The organism is Pseudomonas sp. DD1 (assembly GCF_044510355.1).
Taxonomy (GTDB): domain Bacteria; phylum Pseudomonadota; class Gammaproteobacteria; order Pseudomonadales; family Pseudomonadaceae; genus Aquipseudomonas; species Aquipseudomonas shahriarae.
The window spans coordinates 597,547-614,202 of record NZ_MSAJ01000022.1; the positions used below are offsets into that span (position 1 = coordinate 597,547).

Genomic DNA, 16,656 nt, shown 5'->3' on the forward strand with positions numbered 1-16,656 from the left:
ACGTGGCGACCATCATGAAGAAAGTGGATGCGGTTATCGTCGGCTTCGGCTGGACAGGCGCGATCATGGCCAAGGAACTGACCGAAGCCGGCTTGCACGTGGTAGCGCTGGAGCGCGGCCCGATGCAGGACACCTACCCGGACGGTAATTACCCACAGGTGATCGACGAACTGACCTACAGCGTGCGCAAAAAGCTGTTCCAGGACATCTCCAAGGAAACCGTGACCATTCGCCATAGCGTGAATGACATTGCCCTGCCCAACCGTCAGTTGGGCGCCTTCCTGCCGGGTAACGGCGTAGGCGGCGCGGGCCTGCACTGGTCGGGTGTGCATTTCCGGGTGGACCCCATCGAATTGCGCATGCGCAGCCACTACGAAGAGCGCTACGGCAAAAATTTCATTCCCAAGGACATGACCATCCAGGACTTCGGCGTCAGCTACGAAGAGCTGGAGCCGTTCTTTGACTACGCCGAAAAAGTCTTCGGCACCTCCGGCCAGGCCTGGACCGTCAAAGGCCAACTGGTGGGTGAAGGCAAGGGCGGCAACCCTTATGCGCCGGATCGCTCCAGCCATTTCCCACTGGAGTCGCAGAAAAACACCTACTCGGCGCAGTTGTTCCAGCACGCGGCCAACGCCGTGGGCTATAAGCCCTACAACCTGCCTTCGGCCAATACCTCGGGGCCCTACACCAACCCCTATGGTGCGCAGATGGGGCCGTGCAACTTCTGTGGTTTTTGCAGCGGGTATGTCTGCTACATGTACTCCAAGGCATCGCCCAACGTGAACATCCTGCCGGCTCTGCGCCAGGTGCCGAACTTTGAGCTGCGGCCAAATTCCCACGTGCTCAAGGTCAATCTCGACAGCACCAAGCGTAAAGCCACTGGCGTGACCTATATCGACGCCCAGGGCCGGGAGATCGAGCAACCGGCGGACCTGGTGATTCTTGGCGCCTTCCAGTTCCACAACGTGCGCCTGATGCTGCTCTCGGGCATCGGCAAGCCCTACGACCCGATCACGGGCGAAGGGGTGGTGGGCAAGAACTTCGCCTACCAGAACATGGCCACCATCAAGGCCTACTTCGACAAAGACGTGCATACCAACAACTTCATCGGCGCTGGCGGCAATGGCGTGGCGGTGGACGATTTCAACGCCGATAACTTCGACCATGGTCCCCATGGCTTCGTCGGCGGCTCGCCGATGTGGGTCAACCAGGCGGGCAGCCGGCCGATTGCCGGCACCTCCAACCCGCCGGGCACGCCGGCCTGGGGCAGTGCGTGGAAGCGCGCCACCGCCGATTACTACACCCACCAGGTGTCGATGGACGCCCACGGCGCCCATCAATCCTACCGGGGCAACTACCTCGATCTGGACCCGGTTTACCGTGATGCCTACGGCCTGCCGCTGCTGCGCATGACCTTCGACTGGCAGGAAAACGACATCAAGATGAACCGCTTCATGGTCGAAAAAATGGGCAAGATCGCCGAAGCGATGAACCCCAAGGCGATTGCCGTGCTCGGCAAGAAGGTCGGCGATCACTTCAACACCGCGTCCTACCAGACCACCCACCTCAACGGTGGCGCGATCATGGGGACCGACCCGAAGACCAGTGCGTTGAACCGCTACCTGCAGTGCTGGGATGTGCACAACGTGTTTGTCCCAGGTGCATCTGCTTTCCCACAAGGCCTGGGCTACAACCCTACGGGCCTGGTGGCGGCGCTGACCTATTGGTCGGCCCGGGCGATTCGCGAGCAGTACCTGAAAAACCCCGGCCCGCTGGTTCAGGCATAAGGAGCGACGACCATGAAAGCATTTGTTATCGCGACCCTGGCCCTGTTCAGCAGTTGCTCGGTGAGCGCGGCTGAAACTGATCTGATCAAACAAGGCGAATACCTGGCCCGCGCCGGTGACTGCGTGGCCTGCCACACCGCCAAGGGCGGCAAGCCGTTTGCCGGTGGCCTGCCGATGGAAACCCCGATCGGCGTGATCTACTCCACCAACATCACCCCGGACAAAACCGGCCTGGGGGACTACAGCTTTGAAGACTTCGACAAGGCCGTGCGCCATGGCGTCGCCAAAAGCGGTAGTACCCTTTACCCGGCGATGCCCTACCCGTCTTACGCTCGCGTCAGCGAAACCGATATGCAGGCGCTGTATGCGTACTTCATGAAAGGGGTGGAGCCGGTCGCCCAGCCGAACCAGGACAGCGACATTCCCTGGCCCTTGAGCATGCGCTGGCCCCTGGCCGCATGGCGCTGGATGTTCGCACCCGAGGTGGCCGACTACCAGGCCCCGGCCGATGCCGACCCGATAATCAGCCGTGGCGCCTACCTGGTGGAAGGTCTCGGCCACTGTGGCGCCTGCCACACCCCGCGCGCTCTGACCATGCAGGAAAAGGCCCTGAGCGCGTCTGAAGGTTCTGCGTTCCTGTCGGGCAGTGCGCCGCTGGAAGGCTGGATCGCCAAAAGCCTGCGCGGTGACCACAAGGATGGCCTGGGCAGTTGGAGCGAAGAGCAGCTGGTGCAGTTTCTCAAGACCGGCCGCAGTGATCGCAGCGCGGTGTTTGGGGGCATGAGCGACGTTGTAGTCCACAGCATGCAGTACATGTCTGAAGACGACCTGACCGCTATCGCCCGTTACCTCAAGAGCCTGCCGGCAGTCGACCCCAAGGATCAGCCGCACCAATACGACAAGCAGGTGGCCGAGGCGCTGTGGAAGGGCGATGACAGCCGGCCGGGCGCGGCGGTGTACATCGACAACTGCGCGGCCTGCCATCGTACCGATGGTCATGGCTATACCCGGGTGTTCCCGGCGCTGGCGGGTAATCCGGTGTTGCAGACGGCGGATGCCACATCGTTGATCAACATTGTTTTGAATGGCGGAACCCTGCCGGCCACTCACGCCGCGCCTTCCACCTTCACCATGCCGGCCTTTGCCTGGCGCCTGTCGGATCAGGAAGTAGCGGATGTGGTGAGTTTTATCCGTGGCAGCTGGGGTAACCAGGGCGCGCCGGTGAAGGCTGGCGACGTGGCCGACCTGCGCAAAAGCGATAAACACACCACCTCGGGCGACGATCTGGGGCAAGTGACGAGTCACTGATTCAGCCTTTGCCGCCCAACGGCACTGGTCAGAGACGCTGCGCCTCGATACTGTATATAAAAACAGTATCGAGGCGCTTGTATGTCCACTCCTCTGCCGCCGCGCGGGCGAGGCACCGCCACCAACCTGCACAATCGCTTTGCGCCCACGGTCAGTGTGGCCGAGGACGACGGTTGGTATCAGGAAGTACCGCCGACCCAGGGCACCGAAGTGCGCATCGAGACGGCGACGACCATCATCACCCGCAACACCTCGCCGGACCTGCCGTTTGACCGCTCCATCAACCCTTACAGGGGGTGTGAGCACGGTTGTATCTATTGTTATGCGCGGCCCAGCCATGCCTATTGGGACATGTCCCCGGGCCTGGACTTTGAAACCAAGCTGATCGCCAAGAGCAACGCCGCCCAGGTGCTGGAGCAACAATTGTCCAAGCCCGGCTATGTGTGCGCGCCGATCAATTTGGGCTCCAATACGGACCCGTATCAACCCATCGAACGTGAATACCAGATCACCCGGCAAACCCTGGAAGTGCTGCTGCGCTATCGCCACCCGGTGACTATCGTGACCAAGGGGTCGTTGATCCTGCGTGACCTTGACCTGCTCACGGAGCTGGCCCGCCAGCGGCTGGTGGCGGTGATGATCAGCCTCACCAGCCTGGACGATGAACTCAAGCGCATCCTCGAGCCCCGTGCGGCGGCGCCCAAGGCGCGGCTGCGGGCGATCCGGGTAATGCGCGAGGCGGGCATCTCGGTGGGTGTGCTGTGTTCGCCAATGATTCCGATGATCAACGACAGTGAACTGGAAAGCCTGCTGGCCGAAGCCCATGCCGCCGGGGCGCAGAGTGCGGCCTATATGATGCTGCGCCTGCCCCTTGAAGTAGCGCCGCTGTTCGAGGAATGGCTGGCGGCCCATTATCCGCAGCGAGCGGCCCATGTGATGAGCCTGGTCCGCCAGGTACGTGGCGGGGAAGTCTATGACAGCCGCTTCGGTATGCGCATGCGCGGTGAGGGGCCGTTTGCCGATTTGCTGGCGCAACGATTTGCCAAGGCGATCAAGCGCTTGGGGCTCAATCGTCGGGAAGGGTTTAATCTTGATTGCAGTGCATTCTGTCCGCCCGGCAGGCAGCTGGCTTTGTTGTAGACTGATACAAAAGCGCGTGTTGCCCGGCCAGGGTGGTCGCGTTTTGACATCACTGAAACCCGCGAGATAGAGCGGTTGATTCAGTTTGAGTTAAGTTTCGGCAGGTACCTTGTTCATCAAGTGACTGGTGGGTCGGCGGCACTGGCTGGGTGGTTTCCATGTGTTGTTTCCCGGTGATCGCGCGTCGACCTCAACTACAAGACTCTCCTGCCCCAACCACGAGGATGAATCATGAGTGACAAGGATAAACAGCCGTTGGCTGCGTCGGCTTCAGCCCCTCACGAGGCGGAGTCCGCCGATGCAGCGCTGCAGCACATTGTTGATGGTTTTTTGCATTTCCATAATGAGGTCTTCCCCCAGCAGGAAGCGCTCTTCAAGAAGCTCGCCACGGCCCAGAGCCCACGGGCGATGTTTATCACCTGTGCCGACTCGCGCATTGTTCCGGAACTGATCACCCAGAGCTCCCCGGGCGATCTGTTCGTGACCCGTAACGTAGGTAACGTCGTGCCGCCTTATGGGCAGATGAACGGCGGTGTGTCCACGGCCATCGAGTACGCGGTGCTGGCGCTTGGCGTGCAGCACATTATTGTCTGCGGCCACTCCGATTGTGGCGCCATGCGGGCAGTGCTCAACCCCCAGAGCCTGGAAAAAATGCCCACGGTCAAAGCCTGGCTGCGCCACGCCGAGGTCGCCAAGACCATGGTCCAGGACAACTGTGATTGCGCCAACGAAGGCGAAAGCATGCAGGTGCTGACCGAAGAAAACGTCATCGCCCAGTTGCAACACTTGCGCACCCACCCCTCCGTGGCATCGCGCATGGCCAATGGTCATTTGTTTATCCATGGCTGGATCTACAACATCGAGACCAGTGAAATCAAAGCCTACGACGCGGATCAGGCCACATTCCGGCCGTTGAGCGGTTCCGGACCGATCCCTTCGGCGACGCCCAAAGCGCGCTTCTAAAACAATCCCCTGCCGGGTAATGCGATGGCTGCCATGGATGCAGCCAGGCCTTGCCTCGCCCGGCGAATGCCTCGGGAGAGTCATCATGCGTGCAGCTCAATTAAAAACAGTGCTGCCACGGGAGCTGTTGGCTTCGGTGGTGGTGTTTCTGGTGGCCTTGCCCTTGTGCATGGGGATCGCCATTGCCTCGGGCATGCCCCCGGCCAAGGGCCTGCTTACCGGGATCATTGGTGGCCTGGTGGTGGGCTGGCTGGCCGGCTCGCCCCTGCAAGTCAGCGGGCCGGCGGCCGGCTTGGCGGTGTTGGTGTTCGAACTGGTGCGCCAGCACGGCATGCTGATGCTCGGGCCGATCCTGTTGTTGGCCGGCTTCCTACAACTGGTGGCCGGGCGCCTGCGCCTGGGCTGCTGGTTCCGGGTGACGGCGCCGGCGGTGGTCTACGGCATGCTGGCGGGGATCGGAGTGTTGATTGTCCTGTCGCAGGTCCACGTGATGCTCGATGGGGCGCCCAAACCCTCCGGGCTGGATAACCTCGCCGGCTTTCCCGCCGCAGTGGCCCAGGCCATTCCCAGCCTGGGTGGCGGGCTCGGTTGGCAAGCCGGTCTGCTGGGCCTGGCGACCATGCTGGTGATGTGGTTGTGGGACCGGTTTCGCCCGCAAAAACTGCGTTTTGTGCCGGGGGCATTGCTCGGCGTGGGCCTGGCGACCGCGACCAGCCTGGCGCTGGCCTTGCAGGTCAAGCGCGTTGAGGTGCCAGAAAACCTTGCCGACGCAATTGATTGGCTGCGCCCCAGCGACCTGTTGAACCTGGCCGACCCCAACCTGTTGATCGCGGCCTTCGCGGTGGCCTTTATTGCCAGTGCCGAAACTCTGCTCTCGGCGGCAGCAGTGGACCGCATGCATAACGGCCAACGCTCGGACTTCGACAAGGAATTATCCGCCCAGGGTGTAGGCAACATGCTGTGCGGCCTGGTGGGCGCATTGCCCATGACCGGTGTGATTGTGCGCAGCTCGGCCAACGTCCAGGCGGGAGCGACCACGCGTTTGTCGGCGATGTTCCACGGTCTCTGGCTGCTGGCCTTTGTGTTGCTGCTGTCGAGCGTGCTGCAGAGCATTCCGGTGGCGAGCCTGGCGGGTGTGCTGGTGTACACCGGGATCAAGCTGGTGGACCTCAAGGCGTTCCGTGGCCTGGGGCGCTATGGCCGGATGCCGATGTTCACCTACGCGGCCACGGCCCTGGCGATCATCTTTACCGACTTGCTGACGGGCGTGCTGGTGGGCTTCGGCCTGACCCTGGTGAAACTGGCGTGGAAGGCATCACGCTTGAAACTCAGCCTGGTCGACCTGCCCGAGGACGGTGAAATGGAGTTGCGACTGGTGGGGGCGGCGACCTTTCTCAAGGTGCCTGCATTGACCCAGGTGCTGGCGACCGTGCCGGCGGGGACCACCGTGCATGTGCCGCTCAATAACCTGAGCTACGTGGACCATTCGTGTCTGGAGTTGCTGGAGGAATGGGGGCGGGCCAATGCGGCGAAGGGTTCGAAGTTGGTGATCGAGGCGCGGGGGTTGAAGCGTCGATTGGAAGGGCGGATACGTACCACGACGCGGATTGGTTCGGCCCCGTCAGTGGGCTGACGAAACCGGATAAAAAATGTGGGCGCGGCGGTGCGACGATTCGACTTGCCCGCTCCCACATTTGTTCTACGCCTGGCAGGAAAACTCAGGCCGGCTGATCCAGCTCCAACTCCACACCCAACTGGCGCGACAGGCACGGCCAGCGTTTCCAAGCGGCTTCCGTTGCCGGGCTCTTGAGCTGCTCGCGATAGGCCTCGACGGACTCCAGGGCGAAGCTCTCTTCATTGAGCATTTCATCCACCGCCAGGTGCACGGCTTCGTCCAGTTGATTGGCGAAATCTTCGCCGATCAACTGGTGGGCAATCACGTTGGCAACGGTGGTGTCCGCCGGAATCAAGGGCTGGCCGAAATGCTTGATATACAGATCGTTGACTTCTTCCACCAGCCGATGGGCCAGGTAGGCCTCGTCCAGCAGGCCGTTCAGGCCTTCATGGGCGGCCAGGATCGCGGGTGGCTGCAGAAAGAAGTGCTCGGCAATTTTCAGCACCGGCTTGATCTGGCTTTCAATTCCGGCTTCCCGGGCCACGTCGTTGGCGGCATCCAGCAGGTCCGGGACCTGGGCGATGTAGGCGCTGACGAAACGTGTCATCACCGCGTTACGATCACCCTCGGCCAGGGAAATGGCCGAGTGCAGGTGCGGTAACTGTGCGTCCAGTTGTTTAGCCAACAGGCCGGTGGATGCTTCGTGTTGATGGGCACGGGAAATCTGCTCGCGCAATGCGGCGGTGTTCATGAAAGCTCCAGTAATACGGGCGTAGGAAAGGGGATTGCATAAGGTAGCTCGTTTATACGAGCCCCTAAGATGCATTTGTCATAATTATTTCATGGTTATGCATCGCTGTTATATCGAATCGCCATCGTTCGTCGGATAGGCCTTCAATCTGCGGGCTGGCCAGCGCCGTTCGTCTCTTTTCACTGATTTGCCCCCTCACATTGCGGGGTCGCAGTCGCTGTCTATACTCGGGGATGTACGCAATTAGCTGATGACGCCCGACTGCATTAGGCAGGCAAGGCTTGGCGGATGTAAGCAGTTTGGAAGCCGCCCCCTTGGCCGCAGGTGCAAACCGGCGGGATAACAAGAACGATAAGGGGAACCCGCAATGACGCGACATCCACATGTTTGGATGGGCTTACTCTTGTGGTCAGTATTCAGCCAGGCGCAGGCCGCCTGGACGGTGAATATGGCACCAGGGGCCACGGAAGTCAGTCACGCCGTATTCGACCTGCACATGACCATTTTCTGGATCTGTGTGGTGATCGGCATCATCGTGTTTGGCGCCATGTTCTGGTCGATGATTATGCATCGACGTTCCACGGGCCAGGTGGCGGCCAAGTTCCACGAAAGTACGACGGTGGAAATTCTCTGGACCGTGGTGCCCTTGCTGATCCTCGTCGCCATGGCCATTCCGGCGACCAAGACCCTGATCAACATCTACGACAGCAGTGAGTCGGATATCGATATCCAGGTCACCGGCTATCAGTGGAAGTGGCACTACAAATACCTGGGCCAGGACGTCGAGTTCTTCAGCAACCTGGCCACCCCCGCCGAGCAGATCCATAACCAGGCCACCAAGGGCGAACACTACCTGCTGGAAGTCGACCAGCCGCTGGTGCTGCCGGTGGGCGCCAAGGTGCGCTTCTTGGTGACTGCCGCCGACGTGATCCACTCCTGGTGGGTGCCGGCGTTTGCGGTCAAGCGCGATGCCATCCCCGGCTTCGTCAACGAGGCCTGGACCCGGGTCGAGAAGCCCGGCATCTACCGTGGCCAGTGCGCGGAGCTGTGCGGCAAAGACCACGGCTTCATGCCCATCGTGGTCGAGGTCAAGTCCAAGGCCGACTACGCCACCTGGCTCGGCGAGCGCAAGGAGGAAGCTGCCAAGCTCAAGGAGCTGACCTCTAAAGAGTGGACGCTCGAAGAGCTGGTGGCCCGTGGCGACAAGGTCTACCACACCGCCTGCGTGGCCTGTCACCAGGCCGAAGGCCAGGGCCTGCCGCCGATGTTCCCGGCGCTCAAAGGCTCGAAGATCGCCACTGGACCGGCGGCAGACCACCTGAGCATCGTCTACCACGGCAAGCCCGGTACAGCGATGGCGGCCTTCGGCAAGCAACTGTCGGAAGTCGATATTGCAGCGGTCGTGACTTACGAGCGTAACGCCTGGGGTAACAACAAAGGCGACATGGTCACGCCTAAAGACGTGCTGGCCATCAAACAGGCGGAAAGCAAATGAACCTCTTCATTGCGTATGCCCTGAACCGCCCCGCCCATCCGCTTGCAGGAGAACGGTCATGAGCACTGTGATTGATGACCACGGTCATGCCGCTGACCACGCCCACGGTCCCGCCAAGGGCTTGATGCGCTGGGTGCTGACTACCAACCACAAAGATATCGGGACCATGTACCTGTGGTTCAGCTTCGCCATGTTCCTGCTGGGTGGTTCGTTCGCCATGGTGATCCGCGCCGAGCTGTTCCAGCCGGGCCTGCAGATCGTCGAGCCGGCGTTCTTCAACCAGATGACCACCATGCATGGCCTGATCATGGTGTTTGGCGCGGTGATGCCGGCGTTTGTCGGCCTGGCCAACTGGATGATCCCGCTGATGATCGGCGCACCGGACATGGCCCTGCCGCGCATGAACAACTTCAGCTTCTGGCTGCTGCCGGCGGCGTTCCTGCTGCTGGTCTCGACGTTGTTCAGCCCGGGCGGTGGGCCGAACTTTGGCTGGACCTTCTACGCCCCGCTCTCTACCACTTACGCCCCGGAAAGCGTGACGTTCTTTATCTTTGCCATCCACCTGATGGGCATCAGCTCGATCATGGGCGCGATCAACGTGGTCGCGACCATCCTCAACCTGCGCGCACCCGGCATGACGCTGATGAAGATGCCGCTGTTTGTCTGGACCTGGCTGATCACCGCCTTCTTGCTGATTGCAGTGATGCCGGTACTGGCCGGTTGCGTGACCATGATGCTGATGGATATCCACTTCGGCACCAGCTTCTTCAGCGCCGCTGGCGGCGGTGACCCGGTGCTGTTCCAGCATGTGTTCTGGTTCTTCGGCCATCCCGAGGTGTACATCATGATCCTGCCGGCCTTCGGTGCCGTCAGCTCGATCATCCCGACCTTCTCGCGCAAGCCGCTGTTTGGCTACACCTCGATGGTCTACGCCACGGCGAGTATCGCGTTCCTGTCGTTTATCGTGTGGGCGCACCATATGTTCGTGGTGGGCATTCCGTTGGTGGGCGAGTTGTTCTTCATGTACGCCACCCTGCTGATCGCGGTGCCCACCGGGGTCAAGGTATTCAACTGGGTCAGCACCATGTGGCAAGGCTCGCTGACCTTTGAGACACCGATGCTGTTTGCCGTGGCCTTTGTGATCCTGTTCACCATCGGTGGCTTTTCCGGGCTGATGCTGGCCATCGCCCCGGCGGACTTCCAGTACCACGACACCTACTTTGTGGTGGCGCATTTCCATTACGTACTGGTGCCCGGCGCAATCTTCGGGATCTTCGCCTCGGCCTACTACTGGCTGCCGAAATGGACCGGCCACATGTACGACGAAACCCTGGGCAAGCTGCACTTCTGGCTGTCGTTCGTGGGGATGAACATGGCGTTCTTCCCCATGCACTTCGTGGGGCTGGCCGGGATGCCGCGGCGGGTGCCGGACTACAACCTGCAGTTCGCCGACTTCAACATGGTGTCGTCGATTGGCGCTTTTATGTTCGGTGCCACGCAGATCTTCTTCCTGTTTATCGTGATCAAGTGCATCCGTGGCGGCCAGCCGGCACCGGCCAAGCCGTGGGATGGCGCCGAAGGGCTGGAGTGGAGCATTCCTTCACCGGCGCCCTACCACACCTTCACCACGCCGCCGGAGGTCAAATGAACCCGGTCATGAAAACACTCCCGATCCCCTGTGGGAGCGGGCTTGCGCGCGATGGCGGCCTCAAGACCCCTGCAGAGCTTGAGGGCCTCATCGCGAAGCCAGCTCGCCCAGGTGGGCGTCATGGCTGACTCCGTACCTCTCAACCGCCTGGTCACGCGCCTGCTCATCCTGGTGCTGGCGATGTTCGCCTTCGGCTTTGCTCTGGTGCCGATCTACGACGTGATGTGCAAAGCGTTTGGCATCAACGGCAAGACCGCCGGGCAGTACGAGGGCTCGCAGGTGGTCGACCCCTCGCGCCAGATACGGGTGCAGTTCCTGTCGACCAATGCCATCGATATGGTCTGGGAATTCCACTCCAGGGCCGACGAAATCGTGGTCCATCCTGGTGCGGTCAACGAGATGGTGTTCGTGGCCTTCAACCCCACCGACAAGCCGATGACAGCCCAGGCGATCCCGAGTATTTCCCCGGCCGAAGCGGCGATGTACTTCCACAAGACCGAGTGTTTTTGCTTCACCCAGCAAGTGCTGCAGCCGGGAGAGCGCATCGAGATGCCGGTGCGCTTCATTGTCGATCGCGACATGCCCAAGGATGTGAAGCATTTGACCCTGGCGTACACGCTGTTCGATATCACTGCGCGCCAACCGCCCGTGGCTGTCCATACCGGCGGCTAGGCGTGCCTGCGGGCTCGATTAGGAGAACGGATACATGTCGACTCATGATACGTACTACGTACCAGCGCAAAGCAAATGGCCAATAATTGCCACGTTTGGGCTGTTGATCACCGTGTATGGCCTGGGTGTGTGGTTCAACGACCTTAAGGCGGCCCGCCCGGAATCCCACGGTCCGCTGATCTTTTTCGTTGGCAGCCTGCTGCTGGCCTACATGATGTTTGGCTGGTTTGGCGCGGTGATCAAAGAAAGCCGCGCCGGCTTGTACAGCGCGCAGATGGACCGCTCGTTCCGCTGGGGCATGACCTGGTTCATCTTCTCCGAGGTGATGTTTTTCATCGCGTTCTTTGGCGCGCTGTTCTATGTGCGGCATATGTCGGCGCCGTGGCTCGCCGGTGAGGGCTCCAAAGGCATTGCCCATATGCTGTGGCCAAACTTCGAGTTCGCCTGGCCGCTGCTCAACAACCCGGATCCCAAGCTGTTCCCGGCGCCGGAAGGCACCATCAGCCCGTGGGGCTTGCCGTTGCTCAACACCATCTTGCTGGTGAGCTCCAGCGTGACCATCACCATCGCCCACCACGCCCTGCGCAAGGGCCATCGCGGCGCGCTGAAGATCTGGCTGGCGATTACCGTGTTGTTGGGGGTGGCGTTCCTCGGCTTCCAGGCCGAGGAATATATCCACGCCTATAAAGAGCTGGGCCTGACGCTGGGTTCCGGGGTGTATGGCGCGACGTTCTTCATGCTCACGGGCTTTCACGGCGCCCACGTGACCATCGGCACGATCATTTTGTTCGTGATGCTGATGCGCATCCTCAAGGGGCATTTCAATGCCGAGCACCAGTTCGGTTTCGAAGCGGCCAGTTGGTATTGGCACTTTGTCGACGTGGTGTGGATCGGGTTGTTTTTCTTCGTCTACGTGCTGTAGCGACTTACCAGGGGGCGTGGGAAACCAGCTGGCCGCTGAAGAACCCCCAGGTGATCAGTGCCAGGGTGATCACGGCCAGCACCACACGCACGGTCAAGGCGGTGACGAGGCGATTGGAGTGGCCTTCGTCCTTGACCAGAAAGAACAAGCCACTGAACAGGCTCACAACGGTAGCGATCAGCATCAGGGCAATAGCGGCTTTGAGCATGGTCAGGCTCCAGGGCTCTTTATTTTGAGGGGCGGGCAATGAGATTCAGTATAGCCAGCGCAGCATCGACCTTCGCGGTAACGCCATGAAACGCTTTCGCCCCGGGATTGCACCGACCCTGGTGGTGCTGGTGTTGCTGCCGTTGATGGTGTTCCTGGGCTTTTGGCAGTTGTCCCGTGGCCAGGAAAAACAGGCGCTGCTCCAGAGTTACGCCGAGCGCCGGGCGGCGCAGCCTCTCAGCGTTGCGCAACTGGCGGCGGTGGCTGATCCGGCCTTTCGCCGGGTGCAGTTGCGCGGGGAGTTCGATGCCGGGCACAGCGTGCTGCTGGATAACCGCATGCGCGACGGCAAGGCCGGCGTCGAGTTGCTGCAACCCTTTCATGACCAGGCCAGCGGCCAGTGGCTGTTGCTCAATCGCGGCTGGCTGCCGTGGCCGGATCGGCGCACGCCGCCAGCTTTCACCACCCCCGACCAGCCTTTGAATATCAACGCCTGGGTGTATGTCGCCCCCGGCGAGACGTTCCAGCTACACGCCGACCCGGCAGCCGCGCAATGGCCGCGCCTGCTGACGGCGCTGCACCCGCAGGCGCTGTGGGCCGAGTTGGAGCGCAGCGGGTTTGCCTTTGAACTACGGGCCGAAGCGGGCCCGGCGACCTATGAAACCCAATGGCCGGTGGTGGCCACGGGGCCGGAAAAACACGTGGGGTATGCCGTGCAGTGGTTCGCCATGGCGCTGGCGCTGCTGGGCCTTTACCTCTACCTCGGCTGGCACAACGCAAGGGAGAAGCACCATGGGAGCGGCCATGAATCCACTCAACATGTCTGACACGCCAGCGGCGCCCAATCGCAGCAAGGGGCGCTGGCAACTGATCCTGATCCTGCTGATGGTGATCGGCCCGATGGTGCTGGCGACCCTGATGTACAAGTGGCAGTTCTGGGTGCCGGATAACCGCAGTGATCATGGCGAGATGATCGGCAACGGCCAGACCCGCGCCGATATCGGCGTACAGGCTGACGAGGAGCGCTGGCAATTGCTGGTGACCGCACCCGCGGCCTGCGCCGCCGAATGCCAGCAGTTGGTCTACCTCGCGCGCCAACTGCAGATCGGCCTGGGGCGTGATGCGTCCCGTGCCAGCCATGCCCTGGCCAGTGCGCAGCCGGTCAGCGCCGCGTACGAGGCCAAGCTCAAAGCCGAATACCCGCAATTGCGGCGCTTGCCCCTGGACCTGCCGACCTTCAAGCAAAACGCCGCCGCGCCGGGCGATGCGCAACTGTGGATCGTTGACCCCCACGGCAACCTGGTGCTGCGCTATGACGCGCGGGTCAAGGGCAAGGATCTGCTCAACGACCTGCGCCATCTGCTGAAACTGTCGAATATCGGATAAGGGCATCGTCATGGCCAAACCTGGATTTCGCCTCGCGCTGTTTGCCACCCTGCTGGCGCTGATTGTGGTGCTGCTGGGCGCCTACACGCGCCTGACCCATGCCGGCCTCGGTTGCCCGGACTGGCCGGGTTGCTATGGCTTTATCAGCGTGCCGAAAAGCGAGGCCCAGTTGGCCCATGCCGAGTTGCACTTCCCGGACACGCCGGTGGAGGCCGACAAAGGCTGGAACGAGATGGTCCATCGCTATGCGGCGGGCACCCTGGGGTTGTTGATCGCGCTGTTGGCCACCCGCGCCTGGACCCATCGCCGGCATACGGGGCAGCCGTTGAAGCTGCCGCTGTTCCTGCTGGTTGTGGTGTTTGCCCAGGCAGCCTTTGGCATGTGGACGGTGACGCTCAAGCTCTGGCCGCAGGTGGTCACTGGGCATTTGCTGGGAGGCTTCGCGACGTTAAGCCTGTTGTTTCTGTTGACCCTGCGTCTGTCCGGGGTGTTGCCGGCGCTGATCGTGCCCCGGCGTTTGCAGTATTGGGCCACCGCCGGCCTGGTGCTGGTGATCGGGCAGATCGCCCTCGGTGGCTGGGTCAGTTCCAACTATGCGGCGGTGGCCTGTATCGACTTGCCGACCTGCCATGGCGAGTGGTGGCCGGCGGCGGATTTTGCCAATGGCTTTCACCTGACCCAGCATATCGGCCCCAACTACCTGGGCGGGCAACTGGACAGTGATGCGCGTACGGCGATTCACCTGACCCATCGCCTGGGCGCGCTGGTGGTGACTGTGGCGCTGCTGGGCCTGGCCTGGCAGCTCAAGGCGGTGGGCATGACCCGCCTGGCGGGCCTGCTGCTGGTCGCCCTGGCCGTGCAGATCGGCCTGGGCCTGAGCAATGTGTACTTTCATTTGCCGCTGCCGGTGGCGGTCGCCCATAACGCCGGCGGTGCAGCGTTGCTGCTGACCCTGGTGCTGGTCAATTACCACGCCCGTACCAGCCTGGTGCGGGTCCGTCATCAAGTGCCGTTCGGTTGGCGCTTCAGCCCGCGCAAGCACGTGTCGGGTCTGATTACCCTTAAAGGAGAGATGCCATGGCGACCTTGATTGGCGAGCGTCACAGCCAGGCGATCTGGCGCGACTACCTGGAGCTGACCAAGCCCAAGGTGGTGGTGCTGATGTTGATCACCTCGCTGGTGGGTATGTTTCTCGCCACCCGCGCCGGGGTGCCGTGGACGGTGCTGATCTTCGGCAACCTGGGGATTGCCCTGTGTGCCGGTGGCGCGGCGGCGGTCAATCATGTGGTGGACCGGCGCATCGACGCGCTGATGGCGCGCACCCATAAGCGGCCGCTGGCGGAAGGCCGGGTGTCGCCGGCCGCCGCGCTGACATTTGCCCTGGCGCTGGCGGTGGCCGGGCTGGGCTTGTTGCTGGCGTTTACCAACCCACTGGCGGCCTGGCTGACCTTGGCCTCGCTGCTGGGCTATGCGGTGATCTACACCGGTTTTCTCAAGCGGGCGACGCCGCAGAACATCGTGATCGGCGGCCTGGCCGGCGCGGCGCCGCCGTTGCTCGGTTGGGTGGCGGTCACCGGGCATGTGAGTGCCGAGCCGTTGTTGCTGGTGCTGATTATCTTCGCCTGGACCCCGCCGCACTTCTGGGCCCTGGCTATCCATCGCAAGGAGGAATACGCCAAGGCCGATATCCCGATGCTGCCGGTGACCCACGGCGAGCACTACACCAAGGTGCATATCCTGCTCTACACCTTCGCGCTACTGGCGGTGAGCCTGATGCCTTATGTGATCCATATGAGCGGGCTGTTGTACCTGGGGTGTGCGCTGGTTCTGGGCGCGCGCTTTCTGCAATGGGCCTGGGTGCTGTACCGTGGCAGTCGGCCGCACGCGGCGATCAATACCTTCAAGTACTCTATCTGGTACCTGTTTTTGCTATTTATCGCCCTGCTCGTAGACCACTACTTATTGTTGAACCTATGACTCGAACTCAAAAAACTGTCTTTATCCTGGTGGCCCTGGTGGCGTTGATCATGGGCCTGACCGTCAACAAAGTGCTGTCTGGCAAGGGCCAGGGCGACCCCACGGCATTGATCGACGCGGGCATTATCCTGCTGCCGCAAAGCCGCCAGCTGCCGCCTGTGACCATGACCAACCAGGACGGCCAGCCGGTACTGGTCAATGAGTTGAAGGGCAAGTGGAGCGTGCTGTTCTTTGGCTACACCTTCTGCCCGGACATCTGCCCGACCACCCTCGCCCAGCTGCGGCAAATCAAGAGCGAGCTGCCCAAGGACGTGGTGGATAAGCTGCAGGTGATTCTGGTCAGCGTTGACCCGCATCGCGATACCCCGACGCAGCTCAAGCAATACCTGAGCTACTTCGATCCGCAATTTGCAGGCCTGACCGGGGCGAATGTGGAAGAGGTGCAGAAGGTCTCGAATGCCGTGAGCATTCCGTTTATTCCGGCGGATACCAGCAAGCCGAACTACACCGTCGACCATAGCGGTAACTTGGCGTTGATCGGCCCGGACGGCACCCAGCGCGGGTTTATTCGTGCGCCGTTGAACAACCAGAAGCTGGTGGCGCAGTTGCCGGGGTTGTTGCAGCGCAACTGAGCCGAACGGATATTTTGCTGACCATACAAAACAAATGTGGGAGCGGGCTTGCTCGCGATAGCATCACCGCGGTGTAACTGATACACCGCGGCGCCTGCATCGCGAGCAAGCCCGCTCCCACATAAAGCTGCTCCCACATTCTGAACTGCGGTG

The 16,656-nt window shown here is 61.7% G+C and carries 16 protein-coding genes; 14 read left to right on the forward strand and 2 right to left on the reverse strand.

The annotated features are described in order from the left end of the window. Positions 1-2: 2 nt before the first annotated feature. From PSFL_RS16100 to PSFL_RS16120, 5 genes are all read left to right on the forward strand, one after another. Positions 3-1,787: a GMC family oxidoreductase gene (locus PSFL_RS16100; protein ID WP_057957892.1), complete on the forward strand. Its 1,785-nt coding sequence runs from the start codon at positions 3-5 to the stop codon at positions 1,785-1,787. Between the two features lie 12 nt (positions 1,788-1,799). After that, entirely contained in the window at positions 1,800-3,095 is a 1,296-nt protein-coding gene (locus PSFL_RS16105) for a cytochrome c (RefSeq protein ID WP_200656042.1), read from the forward strand. Positions 3,096-3,176: 81 nt separating this feature from the next. Beyond that, entirely contained in the window at positions 3,177-4,235 is a 1,059-nt protein-coding gene (locus tag PSFL_RS16110) for a PA0069 family radical SAM protein (RefSeq protein ID WP_397470266.1), read from the forward strand. Positions 4,236-4,466: 231 nt separating this feature from the next. Then, the gene (locus PSFL_RS16115; RefSeq protein ID WP_057439260.1) at positions 4,467-5,198 is read left to right on the forward strand and encodes a carbonic anhydrase; all 732 of its coding nucleotides are present in this window, start codon (positions 4,467-4,469) and stop codon (positions 5,196-5,198) included. Positions 5,199-5,283: 85 nt separating this feature from the next. Beyond that, on the forward strand, positions 5,284-6,831 hold the full coding sequence (locus PSFL_RS16120) for a SulP family inorganic anion transporter (protein ID WP_397470267.1): 1,548 nt from the start codon (positions 5,284-5,286) through the stop codon (positions 6,829-6,831). An 85-nt stretch (positions 6,832-6,916) separates the two neighbouring features. Here the strand turns inward: PSFL_RS16120 and PSFL_RS16125 are convergent, their stop codons facing one another. Continuing rightward, positions 6,917-7,564 carry a hypothetical protein gene (locus PSFL_RS16125; RefSeq protein ID WP_057957897.1) on the reverse strand — a complete coding sequence of 216 codons (648 nt, stop codon included), beginning with the start codon at positions 7,562-7,564 and terminating at the stop codon, positions 6,917-6,919. Between the two features lie 367 nt (positions 7,565-7,931). Between PSFL_RS16125 and coxB the strand changes: the two genes are divergently transcribed. The 4 genes from coxB to PSFL_RS16145 all read left to right on the forward strand — a co-directional run bounded on the left by coxB (position 7,932) and on the right by PSFL_RS16145 (position 12,301). Next, positions 7,932-9,059 (forward strand): cytochrome c oxidase subunit II, encoded by a 1,128-nt coding sequence (coxB, locus tag PSFL_RS16130; RefSeq protein ID WP_115127091.1) that lies wholly within the window; start codon positions 7,932-7,934, stop codon positions 9,057-9,059. Between the two features lie 58 nt (positions 9,060-9,117). Then, the gene (gene ctaD / locus PSFL_RS16135) at positions 9,118-10,707 is read left to right on the forward strand and encodes a cytochrome c oxidase subunit I (RefSeq protein ID WP_057439258.1); all 1,590 of its coding nucleotides are present in this window, start codon (positions 9,118-9,120) and stop codon (positions 10,705-10,707) included. Positions 10,708-10,827: 120 nt separating this feature from the next. Further along, complete coding sequence (locus tag PSFL_RS16140; protein ID WP_057439257.1) at positions 10,828-11,379, forward strand: cytochrome c oxidase assembly protein; 552 nt, start codon at positions 10,828-10,830, stop codon at positions 11,377-11,379. Positions 11,380-11,413: 34 nt separating this feature from the next. Beyond that, on the forward strand, positions 11,414-12,301 hold the full coding sequence (locus tag PSFL_RS16145) for a cytochrome c oxidase subunit 3 (RefSeq protein WP_252117573.1): 888 nt from the start codon (positions 11,414-11,416) through the stop codon (positions 12,299-12,301). A gap of 4 nt (positions 12,302-12,305) precedes the next feature. Here PSFL_RS16145 and PSFL_RS16150 read toward each other — a convergent pair whose 3' ends face one another. Continuing rightward, positions 12,306-12,509 (reverse strand): twin transmembrane helix small protein, encoded by a 204-nt coding sequence (locus PSFL_RS16150; protein WP_017528731.1) that lies wholly within the window; start codon positions 12,507-12,509, stop codon positions 12,306-12,308. 85 nt (positions 12,510-12,594) lie between these two features. On the opposite strand from PSFL_RS16150, the gene PSFL_RS16155 reads away from it, so the two are divergent. From PSFL_RS16155 to PSFL_RS16175, 5 genes are read left to right on the forward strand one after another with little or no spacing between them, the layout of a single operon-like run. Then, entirely contained in the window at positions 12,595-13,335 is a 741-nt protein-coding gene (locus tag PSFL_RS16155) for an SURF1 family protein (RefSeq protein WP_397470268.1), read from the forward strand. Next, a complete protein-coding gene (locus PSFL_RS16160) occupies positions 13,301-13,894 on the forward strand; it encodes a hypothetical protein (RefSeq protein ID WP_057444848.1) in 594 nt (197 codons plus the stop codon). The genes PSFL_RS16155 and PSFL_RS16160 overlap by 35 nt, the downstream gene beginning before the upstream one ends. A gap of 10 nt (positions 13,895-13,904) precedes the next feature. Beyond that, positions 13,905-14,984: a heme A synthase gene (locus PSFL_RS16165; RefSeq protein WP_397470269.1), complete on the forward strand. Its 1,080-nt coding sequence runs from the start codon at positions 13,905-13,907 to the stop codon at positions 14,982-14,984. Next, positions 14,972-15,871, forward strand: coding sequence for a heme o synthase (cyoE, locus tag PSFL_RS16170; protein ID WP_057444836.1), 900 nt, complete (start codon positions 14,972-14,974; stop codon positions 15,869-15,871). Before PSFL_RS16165 ends, cyoE begins: the two co-directional genes overlap by 13 nt. Further along, entirely contained in the window at positions 15,868-16,503 is a 636-nt protein-coding gene (locus PSFL_RS16175) for an SCO family protein (protein WP_057439255.1), read from the forward strand. Before cyoE ends, PSFL_RS16175 begins: the two co-directional genes overlap by 4 nt. Positions 16,504-16,656 lie beyond the last annotated feature (153 nt).